The sequence below is a fragment of the Vibrio sp. RE88 genome (assembly GCF_013113835.1).
GTDB lineage: Bacteria > Pseudomonadota > Gammaproteobacteria > Enterobacterales > Vibrionaceae > Vibrio.
Genome location: NZ_VTYQ01000006.1, coordinates 192,420 through 208,169 on the forward strand (window position 1 = coordinate 192,420; position 15,750 = coordinate 208,169).

Annotated in this window: 14 protein-coding genes; 4 read left to right on the top strand and 10 right to left on the bottom strand. The window is 44.3% G+C overall.

Annotated elements, in window-relative coordinates; translation table 11 throughout:
- Positions 1 to 67 precede the first annotated feature (67 nt).
- From F0265_RS15780 to F0265_RS15800, 5 genes are all read right to left on the bottom strand, one after another.
- A complete protein-coding gene (locus F0265_RS15780) occupies positions 68 to 271 on the bottom strand; it encodes an MbtH family NRPS accessory protein (RefSeq protein WP_006962378.1) in 204 nt (67 codons plus the stop codon).
- 57 nt (positions 272 to 328) lie between these two features.
- On the bottom strand, positions 329 to 1,984 hold the full coding sequence (locus F0265_RS15785) for a multidrug ABC transporter permease/ATP-binding protein (RefSeq protein ID WP_171749611.1): 1,656 nt from the start codon (positions 1,982 to 1,984) through the stop codon (positions 329 to 331).
- Positions 1,985 to 2,083: 99 nt separating this feature from the next.
- Complete coding sequence (gene fhuB / locus F0265_RS15790) at positions 2,084 to 4,060, bottom strand: Fe(3+)-hydroxamate ABC transporter permease FhuB (protein ID WP_171749612.1); 1,977 nt, start codon at positions 4,058 to 4,060, stop codon at positions 2,084 to 2,086.
- Positions 4,057 to 4,938, bottom strand: a complete 882-nt coding sequence (locus tag F0265_RS15795; protein WP_171749613.1) for an iron-siderophore ABC transporter substrate-binding protein — start codon at positions 4,936 to 4,938, stop codon at positions 4,057 to 4,059. The genes fhuB and F0265_RS15795 overlap by 4 nt, the downstream gene beginning before the upstream one ends.
- Positions 4,932 to 5,696: an ABC transporter ATP-binding protein gene (locus tag F0265_RS15800; protein WP_171749614.1), complete on the bottom strand. Its 765-nt coding sequence runs from the start codon at positions 5,694 to 5,696 to the stop codon at positions 4,932 to 4,934. Before F0265_RS15800 ends, F0265_RS15795 begins: the two co-directional genes overlap by 7 nt.
- A gap of 190 nt (positions 5,697 to 5,886) precedes the next feature.
- On the opposite strand from F0265_RS15800, the gene F0265_RS15805 reads away from it, so the two are divergent.
- Entirely contained in the window at positions 5,887 to 6,609 is a 723-nt protein-coding gene (locus F0265_RS15805; RefSeq protein WP_171749615.1) for a 4'-phosphopantetheinyl transferase superfamily protein, read from the top strand.
- Between the two features lie 31 nt (positions 6,610 to 6,640).
- Here F0265_RS15805 and F0265_RS15810 read toward each other — a convergent pair whose 3' ends face one another.
- Positions 6,641 to 7,777, bottom strand: a complete 1,137-nt coding sequence (locus F0265_RS15810) for a glycerate kinase (protein ID WP_171749616.1) — start codon at positions 7,775 to 7,777, stop codon at positions 6,641 to 6,643.
- A 121-nt stretch (positions 7,778 to 7,898) separates the two neighbouring features.
- Complete coding sequence (locus F0265_RS15815; protein WP_171749617.1) at positions 7,899 to 9,002, bottom strand: sugar diacid recognition domain-containing protein; 1,104 nt, start codon at positions 9,000 to 9,002, stop codon at positions 7,899 to 7,901.
- Positions 9,003 to 9,783: 781 nt separating this feature from the next.
- Between F0265_RS15815 and F0265_RS15820 the strand changes: the two genes are divergently transcribed.
- Together F0265_RS15820 and F0265_RS15825 are read left to right on the top strand one after the other, a co-directional pair.
- A complete protein-coding gene (locus tag F0265_RS15820; RefSeq protein ID WP_171749618.1) occupies positions 9,784 to 10,416 on the top strand; it encodes a winged helix-turn-helix domain-containing protein in 633 nt (210 codons plus the stop codon).
- Between the two features lies 1 nt (position 10,417).
- The gene (locus F0265_RS15825; protein WP_171749619.1) at positions 10,418 to 10,873 is read left to right on the top strand and encodes a hypothetical protein; all 456 of its coding nucleotides are present in this window, start codon (positions 10,418 to 10,420) and stop codon (positions 10,871 to 10,873) included.
- A 27-nt stretch (positions 10,874 to 10,900) separates the two neighbouring features.
- Here the strand turns inward: F0265_RS15825 and F0265_RS15830 are convergent, their stop codons facing one another.
- Positions 10,901 to 11,827, bottom strand: coding sequence for a LysR family transcriptional regulator (locus tag F0265_RS15830; protein ID WP_171749620.1), 927 nt, complete (start codon positions 11,825 to 11,827; stop codon positions 10,901 to 10,903).
- Positions 11,828 to 11,945: 118 nt separating this feature from the next.
- Here F0265_RS15830 and F0265_RS15835 point away from each other — a divergent pair, with 118 nt between their 5' ends.
- Positions 11,946 to 13,109, top strand: a complete 1,164-nt coding sequence (locus tag F0265_RS15835; protein WP_171749621.1) for an MFS transporter — start codon at positions 11,946 to 11,948, stop codon at positions 13,107 to 13,109.
- Between the two features lie 35 nt (positions 13,110 to 13,144).
- Here the strand turns inward: F0265_RS15835 and tnaA are convergent, their stop codons facing one another.
- Positions 13,145 to 14,551 (bottom strand): tryptophanase, encoded by a 1,407-nt coding sequence (gene tnaA, locus F0265_RS15840; protein WP_171749751.1) that lies wholly within the window; start codon positions 14,549 to 14,551, stop codon positions 13,145 to 13,147.
- 268 nt (positions 14,552 to 14,819) lie between these two features.
- On the bottom strand, positions 14,820 to 15,734 hold the full coding sequence (locus tag F0265_RS15845) for a VirK/YbjX family protein (protein WP_171749622.1): 915 nt from the start codon (positions 15,732 to 15,734) through the stop codon (positions 14,820 to 14,822).
- Positions 15,735 to 15,750: the final 16 nt, after the last annotated feature.

The window sequence follows — 15,750 nt, forward strand, 5'->3', positions numbered from 1 at the left end:
ACCTAAAAACTGTTAAATGTCAGGTACCTAAACAGCAGGTACCAAAATTAAGCAAAAGCGCGTGCTCTTATTCAGCTAACGCTTCTCGCAGGCTTTTCGGACGCATGTCAGTCCACACTTCATTTATGTGGGCAAGGCAAGTTTCTTTGTTGCCAGTAACACCAACGGCTTTCCATCCATTTGGAATTGGGTGATAAGTAGGCCAAATGCTGTACTGTTCTTGTGGGTTGATAACGACGGTAAATTCTGTGTTTGGGCTGTCAATACTCATAATATCCTCAACTAGATCGTTGTTCTTATTGTTTTGATTTTCTGGATTGTTGTTTCGTTAAGCGACGACACTTTCTACTGCTTGTTGAGCTTGTGATTTATCCGCAGTGTCCAGTTCCGTCAGTTGCCCACTGTCCATTTTGAAAATGCGATCTGCCGCATCGAAGTAACGGTCATCGTGGGTAATAGCGATTACAGTCACGCCACGCTCTTTAAGCAGAGGCAGTAACTGTTGGTAAAAGACTTTTCTAAAGCGAGGGTCCTGATCTGCCGCCCATTCGTCAAGAAGCATGCAGCCTCGCTGTTCAGCAACGGCCATCAGCAACGCAAGACGCTTACGCTGCCCCTGAGAATAACGAACATCCGACAAGCGGCCATTCTCTTGAGTCACTTTGTGGCTCATTTCCAGACGGTCCATCCACTCTTTGATATCGGCCTCTGGAACATCTTGGCCTTGTCCATTGGTAATCTGATGGAACAAGTAGAAGTCACTGAATACCGTAGAAAATTGCTGGCGGTAGTAAGGCCAGTTGAGTTCGGTCATAGGTTGACCGTTCAAGAGAACATTACCTGTATGCGGGCGATAAAGGCCGGTCAGTAAACGAGCAAACGTTGATTTTCCGCTGCCATTACCACCGATGATAAAGATCATCTCACCTTTCGAAGCTTTAAAATTGATCGGGCCAACTTTAAACGGACGGTCATCGCCATCAGCGCGGTATTCGTAAGTCACCTGTTGGAGATCGATACCTTCAAATACTTCTGGTTGTTCGTTAGCCTCAACAAGGTTTTCATTGTCACTTAAATCGAGAGATTCAAGCTTGCGCATAGAGATATTGGCGCTAATCAGACCGGGCAGCGCACCGACCGCGGCCATAAGTGGCATACGCATAAATAAAATGACAAGAGCAAAGGTAGAAGCGACGTCAAAGCCAGCCCAGCCTAAACCCAGCGCCAGATAAAAGTTGAGACCAATCAGTGCCAGTACAATCGTGTTAGCCATGTTGGCAGCAAAACCATTGTAGATGTCCGCTCTTGTTACTTCGTCTCGATAACCCGCTGCATTTGGACCAAACTCATCGTCGAAATAACGGCGAGCGCGACTAGGATTCAGTGATAACTCTTTACGCCCGTCAATCAATGCTTGATAGTCGTGATAAAGCTTATCTTCCAACTCACGAACCTGACGAACGTGGAAAGTGATTCGAGTCACCAATCCATAGCCGATAACACCAGTCACACCTAACATCAGCAGGCTTACACCAAATAGAGGTAGTGAAAGGAACGCAAGATAAGACAATGCAACTACGGTAAGTACTAAGCCGTAAATCATTTCCGGCAAGGTAACGAAGGCAATAGTGATGTTACGAATGTCGGTGTTCAGTGATGCCAGCACCCCAGCACTACCGACATCTTCTATTTGTTCAATATCAGTGTTGATCAGTTGCTTAACCAATTGACAACGCTTTGAATAGACAAATTGGTGGCCTAACTTGTGCAGTGACACCTGCGCAACAGTCGCCGTGATCAATAGCAACACCAGTAATCCAGCAAATTGCCAGATAGCGCTATGAACACTGGTTGTCTGACTCAACAGTTCATATTGAATAAAAGCAATCACGCCAATACTGAGAAAGGCGCTTGCCACACTCAGCAAAATAACCAAAGCGAGCGCTTTATGTTGTTTATGGGCCAACTGAAAAAGTAATTTCATCTCAAATCCATGTATTAATTATTATTGTGATTATCATTATCAACAAATTTTAAAACAGCATTGAGGAAAGCTGAGCATTGCCTCCCTCATGACTAAAAATTAGAGTCTGCGAAGTCCCCACATCAGATACATACCGCCAATCAGAGACGCCACCAAACCAGCTGGGATTTCTTGTGGGTACAACATTTGGCGTCCTAGCCAATCAGCGAGAAGCATTAGTCCCATACCGACAAGAGCTGAACAAATCAGGTGTTCTCGAGCTCGGCTAAAACCAAACAAACGAGCGAGATGCGGCGCCATCAAACCGATAAAACTCAATGGGCCAACAACGAGAGTGGCACTAACTGTCAGCAATGCCACCAGCAGTAATAGCAAGCCTCTCGCCTGCCCTACTTTCACTCCAAGTGCGCGAGAACTGGCCTCTCCCAAAGGTAATATGTCCAACCAACGAGCCGTTAAGAAACTGAACCCAACAAGCACGAAAGTCGCGACTGCTAAAGGAAGTAAAGTCGCCTCTGTAACAAAGTAAGTTGAACCAGAAAGCCAGGCTAGGACTTGGTAGCTCCTAGGGTCACCGCCCGCCAATACGAAGCTTTGTACCGCGTTCATCAGAGCTGTGATCGCCACACCAGTCAGCAGCACACGTTCAGGTTGGAAGCCAGACTTACGGTTCAAAAGAACAATCACGGAGAGCGAAGCCATCGCGCCCACAAGTCCACCTAAATACAAGCCAACGAGACTAACGCCAATGCCAGAGAACATGGCAATAATCAAACCCAAAGCGGTACCCGAACTGATGCCGATCACTTCAGGGCTCGCCATTGGGTTGCCACTTAAACGCTGGATCACCGTACCTGCGGTAGCCAACATCACACCAGCTAAGGCGGCGGCAACAAGTCGGGGCCAACGCCACTCAAGCAGGTTCCACTCACCTGAGAACACTAGCCACTGCCAGCCAGAGCTTTGAATTGAAGTGGTACTAAAGATAAATAGAGCAACTGGAATAACGAGCGCAACCAATGCAATGGCATGACGGTTGAGGCTCTTAACTTGCTCACTATGACGCGTCATGACTGTTTGCGTCTGGGTTTGACTACGCATCGACAACCTTGGTAGCAGCCACAATAAGAGAGGTGCACCTAATGCGGCAGTTGCGGCACCAGTTGGCACAATCATGGCGGCAATACCTGGGAGCTGCTGGATAAGCAGATCCGTAAGCGTTAGTAGTAAACCACCTAACAGCATGGAGACGATTAACTTAGGCACAAGACGATGCACACCGGTTGCACGAGCAATCGCTGGAGCAGCGAGACCTACGAAGCCAATCACGCCAACTTTAGAAACCACCCAAGATGTCAGTAACACTGCGAGACCAAGACATATGACGCGCAGCTTCGCCAGAGACACGCCAAGGCTCTTCGCACCTTCTTCAGATAATTCCAACAAGGTTAGCGGCTTAACGAATAGGAATGAAATACCAATCGCTAATCCGAGTCTTGGCGCGAGATAAGCAATATCAGACCATCCTGTCTGAACGAGAGAACCCGCACCCCAAATCATTAAACCAGCTAGCTTATCCTGATTCATCATTAACAGAACAGTGCTGACGGCGCCGAAGTAGAGGTTAATGACCAGACCCGAAACCACCACAACTGTCGGTGAAAGTGCACGACGCCATGACAGTGCAAATACCAGTGCCATTGTTCCCACGCCACCAAGCAAAGCAATCAGTGATTTAGAAAACGTCAGTAACCAAGGGGCATACAAGGTTGCCATCATAAGGGCAAAACTGGCACCACTTGCCACACCCAAAGTGGATGGTGACGCCAAAGGGTTACGCAACACTTGCTGCATCAGTACGCCAGCAGCAGCCAAAGCAGCACCTGCAATCAGTGTCGTGAAAAATCTAGGCCACCAAGTTAGATGCAATCTAACTGATTCTGGCGACATCCAATCTGCTTGGAAAAGGCTATTCACGCCTGCTGAAAAATTGCCAGAGGCATTCAATTGAAAGCCTACAATGGTCAGCATAAATGCCGCGAGTATCGCGACAAGACTTAGAGATAAGATTCTCATTGGGTGACCTCCTCAGCCAGAGCAGAGGTGACAAAATTAGCGAAACGCATCGCTGAGGGTAAACCACCAAAACTCCATGTTGGTTTTACGGTGATTACCGGACGACCCGTTTGCTCAATCAAATATTGCCAATATTGGTCTTGCGCTAAATGTTCCTTTACGCCAACAGGAAGAGGTTCTATAACGACAAATTGCGCATCGATACCCTGTAACTTATCAACACCTGTGAGAGCAAAGCCCCACGCGTTAGTGGCTTTGTCCCAAGCATTTTGAATACCTAACTGATTCAATGCCACTTTATAGATGCTGTTCTCACCAAATACTCGAACATGTTTGGTGTCCATAAACTGCACTAAAAGCACTGGAGGCAGGTTGTCAGGCAGTGCTGCCTTGAGGCCATTCAACTCAGCTTCACTATTGGCGATGAGCTGTTCAGCTTGCTTATCAGCGTTAACCTCTTTTGCCATACGGCGTGTGAAATCAGTGACGGCATCCCAGTTAACCTCACCCACTTTATACAGGCCAAGGATTTTGACGGGTGCAATACGAGATAACTGAGTCTCAAGCGAAGAGAAACGAGGAGACAGGAATATGGTGTCTAGGTTTAGCTCAGATAATCTTTCTAGGTTGGGTTGAGTGCGCAGGCCAACATCCACAGTCTCATCCGGTATTTTCGGACTTCTCACCCAGTCGTTGTAATCCGACTGTTGAGCCGATGCCACAGGCGTAACGCCAAGAGCAATCATGGTTTCCGTCTGAGACCAGTCAATGGACATCACTCGTAGTTTATCTTGTGAAACCTCTGATCCAGCCATGGCAGGCATGATTGCCGTCAACGTAGTAAGACAGGCGATTGTCATTCGTTTGATGTTTAGCATGGCATTGCAACCGGATAACCTGCAGCGTGGTCGGTGATCTGCATTTCGATACCATAAATATCGTTTAGATGCTGTTCGTTAAACACTTCAGAAACAGAGCCTTGAGCGATCATTTTACCGCTATGAAGTGCCACTATATGGTCGCAAAAGCGAGCGGCCATGTTGATATCGTGTATCACGATAAGAACGCCTAATTCGAGTTCAGTTGCCAGTTTCTTTATTAGCTCAAGCATTTCCACTTGGTGCGCGATATCTAGAGCTGACAAAGGCTCATCCAAAAGCAGATATTGAGTTCTCTGAGCCAGAAGCATGGCTAACCACACTCGCTGACGTTCACCACCTGACAAAGTATCAACCAAGCGGTCTGCATACTTTTCCGTATCCGTCATCTGCATCGCTTGTTGGATGAACTCTTTATCTTTCGTACATAAACGCCCAAGTAAGCCGTGCCATGGGTAGCGACCGAAACTCACTAGGTCTTTTCCTGAAAGGCTATCGGTAGGTGGTAAATGCTGAGGAAGATAGGCGATTTGCTGAGCGAATTTCTTATCTGACCAATCGGAAACTGATTTGCCTTGTAGCAAGACATCTCCGCTGGTGGATTTTTGTTGCTGTGCGAGAAGTTTAAGTAGCGTTGATTTACCTGAGCCGTTATGGCCAACCAGAGCGTAAATCTTGCCTGGTTCAAAATTCATATCAAAATCTGACAACAAGCTTCTGTCGCCAACGCTAAATGCTAGTTTTCTAGCTTCGAGCATATCCGTTCCCTTAAACTCTCTTTTTACATAGGGTTAATCAATAAAAAACGACTGATTAACAAGGTGGAAGTTATATAACAGTAAATATATAAATGCAAACCATTTTCATTTGCAATTATATACACAATTGTTAAGGTATTTGATTGATACATAAGGCCTGAGCTTAGGTTAAGAGCGGTAGATTTAAGAAATGAACACGCTGACTGAAAGTACTAAAAATAAAAAAAACTGGCTTCAAGGGCTTCCAAACCTGCCATTCACTGTTAATCAAACGGAACTGGTGGTTTGCATCGTGTCATACGATAAGTCACTGTTCCCTAAGTCACTTTATCCGAGAAAAGAGCTACCCTATTCCATACAGAAGGCGCACTTTTCACGTCAGGCTGAATTTGTCGCAGGTCGCTCTGCGGCTCACAATGCTCTTGCTCTCCTTGGAGAATCTCATCTAATAGGCATAAATTTAGATCGTTCTCCCAATTTCCCACCTCATCTTAGCGGCTCAATTTCTCACTGTGAAAACTACGCGGTTGCTGTGGTAGAGAGGAAAGAAAAGCTGGCAGCTCATCATATTGGTGTCGACATCCAACGTCTCCTTTCATGTCAGGAAGTAGAAGATACTCAGGCTTTTATTGCGATAGAAGAAGAAATAGATCTGCTTGCTCAAACAGGCCTGAGTCGAAATGAAGCGGTCACTTTATTGTTTTCAGCGAAAGAATCACTCTACAAAGCTATCTACCCTCAAGTTCAGGAGATCCTTGAGTTCGATGTCGTGCGTTTAGTGAAAAGTGGTAAAAATAGTTTAAGGTTCGAATCGAACCAGTATCTGATTTCAAAAGGAATTTCTAAAGCTTTGGAGAGTCACTATGCATGGTTTCAACAGTGTGTGATTTGTCTATCTAAAGTGGCAGTATGAAGACGGCAGTGCTAACCACTGCCGTATGAACCTAGTGACTTATCTGATAAGTCCGAGCTACGTTTTCTGCAACGTTTGCTAGATTAGTAGCGGCTTCATCAAATGCTTCTTGCAGCGACATTGGCCTAGGTAAACAGGCATAGACAGCATCAATACCGTGCTCATAAACCGCTTGGAAATTATTCCCAGTACAGCCTGCAATAGCAATGACGGGAAGATTAAATTGCTTAGCCAGTTTTGATACGCCTACTGGAGTTTTGCCATGAACCGTTTGGTCATCAATTTTACCTTCACCAGTGATCACTAAATTCGCGCCCATCAGTTTCGATTCTAGCTCAACCGTATCCAGAACAATCTCTATACCCGGCTTTAACGCTGCATTAGCGTAACCAAGCAAAGCCGCACCCATTCCACCAGCCGCACCGGCACCAGCCGCAGTAAGCACATCAACGCCAGCATTTTTTTCTGTTACTTGGCCAAAAATCTCTAGAGATTTATCCAGCAAGGCCACATCTTGCTCAGTTGCCCCTTTTTGTGGTCCAAATACAGCGGATGCACCTTTATCACCACAAAGAGGGTTATCTACATCACACGCGACGACCACTTCACATTGCTGTAGTCGCGGATCCAGCTTGGAAGTATCAACACTTTCTAGGTTTGCTAAGCTTGCACCGCCAACAGGCACAAACTCTTCGCCTGTTTTATCTAAGAAAGTAACACCTAATGCGGCAAGCATCCCAGCGCCAGCGTCGTTGGTCGCGCTGCCCCCCAACCCAACAATCAGTTTGGTTACACCTTGATTTAACGCGTGCTTAATCAGCTCGCCAGTTCCGAAGCTGGTTGTGATCTTAGGATCTCGTTTTTCTGCTGGGACAAGGTGTAAACCACTGGCTTCAGCCATTTCGATCACAGCGGTTTTGCCGTCACCCAAAACGCCATAAAAAGCTTGCACTGGCTTGCCTAATGGTCCTGTTACCTCAGTGAATACTTTTTGTCCTGAAGTGGCGTCAATTAAAGACTGTACCGTCCCTTCACCACCATCTGCCACTGGCACTTTTAAAAACTCAGCATCAGGCCATACTCTTTCCAATCCCGTCTGGATTGACTGAGCAACTTCTATTGCGGACAAACTTTCTTTGAATGAGTCTGGAGCGATAACAATCTTCATACTGGCCTATTCCTTTCCACTGATGACTGTAGACATTATGGGACAAAACAAGAGCCGCATCATTGTGCAAATCAACAAAAAACAAGCTAAATAAAACTCAATTATGGTAAATATGCATAACCTAACTAAGCTTACCAAGCTGAATAGCCAGATAAAGCTGCGCCATATGAGAGAAATCTGTTGTCTCAAATCCTGTAATTTCAGTGATCTTGTCCAAACGGTATTTCAGAGTGTTTCGGTGAATAAACAGTTTGGATGCCGTGTCATTTGCGCTGCCATTTGCATCAAAGTAGGCCTCCAAGGTCGCGATAAGCTGGCCTGATTTATCATGCTCGACCAAGGTCGCTGTCATTTGTGACAGTTGCTCTCCCTGCCAAGTACCATGTAATGGCGCTAACAAAACAGGCAATTGATAATCATCGAGAAGGTACACTGTATTCTTGGGACGTGCCGCCTTCCCTATTTTCATAACCTGAAGCGCCGAATTGTAAGCGGTTTGCCACTCCTCAAGACTGCGGGCAAATTTTCCCGTTGAAACCTTTAGATTTCGACATGGTGTTTGCTCTAACCAGTGAAGCCACTCATTTACGCTATCTGCACTCAAGGGCTGTTCTGTTGGTACAAAGATGACTAAATGGCGTGCAGACAAATGAGCGCAAAGATGATGGCCTGGTTTTTGGTAAAGACGTTCTGTGAGTGTCGCTGTGGAACTATCTTGAGTGGGCATCTCGACCAGCAACAGCTCCCATGAATCACTCGGATTCACCGAGATTTGTTCAGCACCATCTCGCATTTCGGAGGGAGATAAGCGCCCTGTTAGACAAGCTAAGATGAACTCATCTCTGTATCGTCTATCACGTTGAACTTTTTCCAATAAGTCGGCTTGGTCGATGATAAGTTCCGCCGTCATTGCCACAAGTTCGGCTACACCACGAATCTCATTAGGCTCACCAGTGATGCCAACCACACCTAGAATGGCATTTTTATGTTTGAGCAGAAGGTTAACACCAGGTTTGACGCCAGAGAGGAGTTTGCAGTCTTCTGAGGTCACTTCAACTGAAGCCTTTCTGCTTAATGCCAACAATGCCCCGTCGTGTGTCTGACCAATACGCGAGCTTTCTCCACTGGCGACTACAAGACCTGCATTGTTCATCACGTTAATGTTGTAGCCAATAATCGGCATTGTGCGATCAACAATTCGTTGAGCGAGTTGAGCATCTAGCATGATCGTCCCTGAACTCTTTGATTTCTTATACTTTAGAGAGTCTGACAGATCTCTAACCTTGCTCCTACAAGATTTTCATTGTTTTGCACAAAAGTGACAAACGGGTGTCTTGCGTATGTAGCCTGTTAGCATTGCTAATCACAATATCGATTCCTCACTTCCAGCATTGTCCTTTACTAATTAGTTAGTTTTTATCAACTTTAAAGTTATCTAATAGCTAAATACATATAAATTAATCATTTATTAGTAACAAAGACACCCATTAATTTTAATATATAAAACGTTAGTATTTAACTAGGTCAAAGATATTGAAAACTCTAATATGCCGTTCTACCCAATCATTTTTGGATATGTGTGATAACAAACTAGTTTCAGGCGCTAATGTTCACTGTACATTTAAATTATTAAAAGACGATGCAACATGGATGCAAGAATATTTAATTGAAAAAGGAGGAAAGAGACTTTCCGTAACATTGTTCCTACAAGATATTTAAGTTACTAAGATATATATACCATTTTCCAGGGCATCACATCCTCCGAAGCCCTCTTTTTGATAATTTTTAACCTGATTATCGTAAATACGTCAGAAATATTCTAAATGATCTCTACATATCGTTACAAAACCCATCTCTGTAAGGTGCTATGATCGTGCTTCAGATCACTAAACAAGCATATAGTTATACTAATTTAGATATAAATTAGTCTTCATTTATCAAAATAATAATTACAACATCTAAATGATACAGATGAGTAATGCATGCTTTTGTAGAAGGAAAAAAATATGACAAAACCACATATAGACAGTTTTAGTCTTCCTGTTGGTAATTGCATCCTATGTCGAAGCGATACGGGTGCGCAGATTGTGTTAGATGCAAATAAATCCTTTTCTATCACTATTCCAGAAAGTAGCGTGTTAAAGAAGCTAATAACCGAAAAAGATAGCGTTGTAAGCAAAGATGACTTAATTGTCGAAGCATGGGGAAGACCTGATATTATAGGTCCAAACTCCCTGCCTGTCGCCATAACAAATTTAAGAAAAGTTCTGGAAATGGACAATATAAAGATCGTCAACGTTCCAAGAAAAGGCTATAGGCTAGATTTCTCTGAACATGAACCGATACTAAAACCTGTTGAAAAGGAAAGTAATAATCTTGATCCATTGTTTTTTGATGCTAACCCTATTTCAGAGTCCATTTCAAAAGCCAAACTATACCTATGTTTTCTCACCATTATTATTACTCTTTATAGTGTTTTCTATATTGTTTTTTCATGGGTTAGCCTTGATTGCCGTACATACAACAATAAAGCCACGGTATGTACTGTTAAGGGAGAAACATTCAATCCTAAAATAGTGAACGGTAAGTCAGGTCATTACTTTTACTCGTCACATAGCGGTCTTATGGAGGTAGAGTAAGATGATAAAAAAACTCGTACCCATCTCTTTTCTCACTGTTGGCGCGCTATTTCTGATTCTTACTTACGCCTTCTTGAATGGTTCTACCTGTCAGTATTCAATAAATCTTCATGTTCCTGATGACGAACGAGATGTATTCATGACCTGTTATCGCGGCAAAGTGGTAGCTCTGCAAACCAAGCAAGACCAACAAGGGAACTTCCTATCAAAATGGAAGGTTGAAGCCAGACAATTGAGAATTGGTGAGCAAACTGTTTATTTTGTCTATTCAAGGACAAAGCTCATCGATGACAACCAAGAAGATTCCAATGACCACTTCAACCAAATATCCTCAGGTTATCGCTTCCTGTTTTATCGATTGATACGCCAAGGCAATGATATTTATATATTTCAGTCTTTCCCACGCTTTTATATTCACAAAGGGCAGATAGAAGGAAAACTGGATATTTGGGAGTAGCTTTCGCTTGTTAAGCAGGGTTGCTGATTACCCTGCTTCTTCACAAAAAACAGCGTTCAAATATTTTAGAAACAGCTTTAGACGTTTAGGCTGATACTTACGCTCGCGGTACACAACATAAAGCTCAGAATCGTTCATAGAGGTGATTGGTTTAAAGTCGACGCGAAAATCTGGTAGAAGAATTTGCAATGCCCCTGACCTAACATCGGCTTCAACATCTAACCTCGATTTAAGCGCAATTCCACTACCTTCCTTCGCCCAGTGCCTTATCACTTCACCATCATCAGAACAACGGAAGCTCAAAACCTGTTGGGATGAACTTGAACGAGATTCCCTGTGCTGGAAGTGCCAGAGCTTCATTTCCTGCTCATTCCTAAGCAAAGACAAACATTGGTGTGACTGAAGTTGTTCAGGTTCATTTGGCAAACCGTACTTATCAATATAAGCAGGAGAGGCTACTAAAACACGCTCACTCACTGCTAGCTTTCTGGCAATCATGCCACTATCAGGAGGAGAGCCATAACGAATCTGGAGGTCAACGTTGCTTTCAGACAAGCTAGATAAGTCGTCATGCAACAACAGGTGAGGTACTACTTTGGGATAGAGCTGCTGAAAAGTATCAATAACTGGCATCACAAATTGCTTGCCAATGTCTTTGGGGGCTGAAATTCGTATTTGCCCTTCTATCTGAACCGTGGTGTTGTGCAGTTTTGCTTCCGCTTCACGGACACTTTCTAATATCTGCAGACAAGACTCATAATAATTGAGACCGGAATCTGTTAGCGCAATATGCCGCGTACTGCGGTTGAGAAGCTTCACTCCGTGCCTCTCTTCAAGCGCTTGAAGCCTTGATGTCACACTTGCTGGCGACAGACCAAGTTCCCTACCGGCACTTGCCAACCCCTGATGCTTGACGATCAGAGTGAACAATTCCATATCCGCGAATTTATCCATTTTCTTTCTCTTTATCATTATTCAGATTTGCTGAATTATGATTTCAATTTTCACCCAATTATCAACAATGAGCAAATACATAAAATGGAATCATCAATTTCATTACCGAGATACATTTATGACGAATCAGAAAATGCCATTGCAGGTTTGGATACTCACTCTCTCTGCATTTGCTATTGGCACCGCAGAGTTTGTAATTGCCGGGATACTCACCCAAGTTTCCGGCTCTATGAGAATCACCGAAGGACAAGCAGGTTATCTTATCAGCGCCTACGCTCTTGCTATCGTGTTCGGCGGACCGATTCTTACTATCTATCTGGCTAAATTTAATAAAAAGCCCGTCTTGCTATTTTTAATGTTGCTATTCATCGCAGGCAACTTAATTTCTGCTTTTGCGCCAAACTATACCGTGCTGATGGTGAGCAGAGTCATTACTGGATTGGTACAAGGGCCTTTTTACGGCATAGGTTCCGTTGTCGCAACTAGCCTGGTGGCAGAAAAAATGGCAGGTCGTGCTGTAGGTCAAATGTTCGCAGGTTTAACACTCGCGAATGTGCTTGGCGTTCCCGGAGGTACGTGGATAGGGCTTGAGTTTGGCTGGCACACAACGTTTATTACGGTTTCAATACTCGGCATTGTTGCATTCTTGGCCATTGCTTTATTTATCAAGCCCGATCACGCTCAATCTCAATCTGACGTGAAAGATCAACTCATGGCTTTTAAGAATCCGATGCTGCTAATTAGCCTTTCTATTACTGTGCTTGCTTGGTCAGGTTTCATGACCTTTTACGGCTATATCGCCCCTATTGCTCAACATGTCGCAGGTTACTCTTCCCATGCTGTAACTTGGATTTTGGTCGTCGTCGGTTTTGGCCTAATTGTCGGTAACCATCTTGGCGGGCGTTCATCAGATAAAGACTTAGCAAAGGCATCACTATTTTGGTCTGTTGCCATGGTTCTATCACTAATCGTTGTTGGTCTGGTATCAGAGAATCAATGGCTGTTCGTTGTCGCAAGTTTTATTTTCGGCATTGCTTCTTTCGCCAATGTACCAGCAATGCAACTGCGAGTCATGAAGCACGGCGGTAAAGGACAGGAACTAGCGGCAACTGCAAATATCTCTGCTTTTAACTTAGCTAACGCATTTGGAGGGTTTATTGGCGGAACTATTTTGGACAGTCAACTGGGAGCCAGTATGATCCCTTACGCAGCCATTATCGTCCCTCTTGTAGGCATATTACTTATTAATGCCGCAAATAAGCGTGACATGCTCGCCCAGTAACATAAAAAGCCGACTCATTGTCGGCTTTCCTCGTTTTATACAGGCTCGAATTCAGCGTTAAAATGCCTCAGAACAGGTGGTTCATATGTAAACTTCAATCCCTCCATACCGGAAGCCTTTTCTTTCACTTCTTTGAAGGCATCAATCACATAATCGAGGTGTGCTTGAGTGTATGTTGCTCGTGGTACAGCAAGCCGGAGTAGCTCCGTCGGACAAGGTAATTGCTCTCCAGTTTCAGGATTTCTTCCTAACAATAACGAACCTATTTCAGCACCACGTATTCCTGCTATCTTGAAGAGTTCACACGCTAATACATGCCCGGGAAATTGCTCAGCGGGGATATGAGGCAAGATCTTACTTGCATTAATAAAGGCAGCATGGCCCCCAGCTTGCTGACACTCAACCCCCAGACTTTCCAGCCCATCAACGAGATAACGAATCTGCTGTAATCGAGAAGCTAGCCATTCTTCGCGCATACCATCATAAAGCCCAACAGCCAGCCGCTCCATTGCGCCGCCCTCGAGACCTCCATAAGTCGGAAACCCCTCCTGTAGAACGCATAAAGTCCGACATTCTTGAAAAACATCAGAGAGCTTATCGTCTTTAAAGCCCAGCAGGCCACCCATTGGAACCATCGCGTCTTTCTTTGCCGACATAGACAAGATGTCGGCATACTGGAACGATTCACGGGTAATCTCCGCGATTGTCCAATCTTTGAATTTCGGCTCTCGCTGTTTCACAAAGTAGGCGTTTTCTGCAAACCTTGCGCAGTCCATCACGACAGGTATGTCATAACTTTGTGCGATCTCATATACCTCTTTGAGATTTGCTACAGAGACGGGCTGCCCGCCCGCAGAGTTACAGGTAATAGTGCTCACAATATAAGGAACATTTTTGGCACCAATTTCCTCTATTGAATAGATAAGCTTTTCAATATCAAAGTTGCCTTTAAAGTCCGCTTCAACTGAGGTATCGAATGCTTCTTCCGTTGGAACATTCACTACTCGACAACCGTGTCGCTGCGTATGTCCTTGAGTAGTATCGAAAAAGTAGTTTGAGATCGCAGCCATATGTTGACGCTCTAAACCTTTTTCACGCTCACGCTTATTTATTAGCGCAGGTACATAAAGCTGCTCCGCCCCTCGCCCTTGGTGAGTTGGAATAGTGTGTCGATATCCGAAAATATCCACCACCGCTTCTTTTAAAACAAAATAGCTTCGACTTCCGCTGTATGCTTCATCACCTTTCAATGTCGCCGCCTGCATGTTTTGGGTTACAGAGCCCGTCCCACTATCAGTGAGCAAGTCAATAAATACATAGTCGCTATCAAGCAAAAATGGATTATAGCCAACTCTTTTTAACGCTTCTTCTCGTTCTTGGCGCGTTGTTTTACGTACAGGCTCTACTACTCGGATTCGATATGGCTCCGGAATGTAGTCCATACGTTTGTCGGTGCTATTAACACACTGAGCTTTACAAGACTCTAGTGGATTTGGCATAAAATTTACCTTCTGTTTTGTTTATGTTTTTAGTAAGCGTCTAAGTCGCATATGCTTCAGTCGCTAAGCCAAAACATAGGGTCGGAAGCTAAAACAGAAGAGTAAGTTATGTGTAAATTATGCTTATCTCATTGGAATTACACTGTCACAATGAAACTAGCATCATATATTAAAAACCCGATAATCATCGGGCTATTTGAGTTAAATCTACTTAGTCAATAAGCAGTTCACCAAGGCGCTGACGAATTGTTGTGTGGGCATCTTCAAGCCAGGCGTAACGTTTTGTGTAAAGGCGTCGCTTCGCTTTTTTCAATGAGCTTGGATCTTTACGGGCAGGACAAACAGGTATCTGATACAAATATTTTGATACCTCTACGCCACCATATTCTGCCCACAATTCAGAATAGTTGTACGTGATACTTGAGCGCTTAGACCCCGTATATCTTAGTGCTTGGTAGACATGGCCTTTGTTGGTAATACCATACACCGATTCAACATCCCACTCACGTGCAAGTATCAGAAGTACCTCTAGCATAAGCGCTTTGGGGCGAAGCCCATGCATTCCGCGCGTCAGGTTTTTAATAATTTCACCACGATCAGTGATGTGATCGCCCGGGCCTTGCAAGGCTCCAATGTGGATTTCGCGTTTTGGTGACGATGAGATATTGAAGGCTAAAGTAAATAAATCCTGTTTATTTGCATCGACCAACTTCAAAGCCAAAGACCCTTCCCTTTCAGGACCCGCACACAACATGAGTCTGCAATCCTGAATATCCATCAAACACCAACCCTCTTCAGAATAAAAGTCGAGGAATGCGCGTCCGTACATTTGGTGTAGCGTCTGAAAGTGCTCATAGATTTTTGCAGCCCTTTGTTGAGGACGCCACTTGAGACAAACGAATGGCTTTAGGGGCTTTTCAAACATCCTTGGGTTTGTCTCTTTGATCGGACGAAACTCCGGCTGATCAAATAACTGCTGCATTTGTTTCAGCACATTAGGTTTGAACATTGACCACAAACAAAAACGGGCGTTGTAGCGAAGCTTTTTTGCCCCTCGGATATCTGGGTAAACACTTTCAGCAACGCGAGGGAGAGATTTAACAAAATGGAAGTAGTTGGCAGACATAGAATCACTAATACTC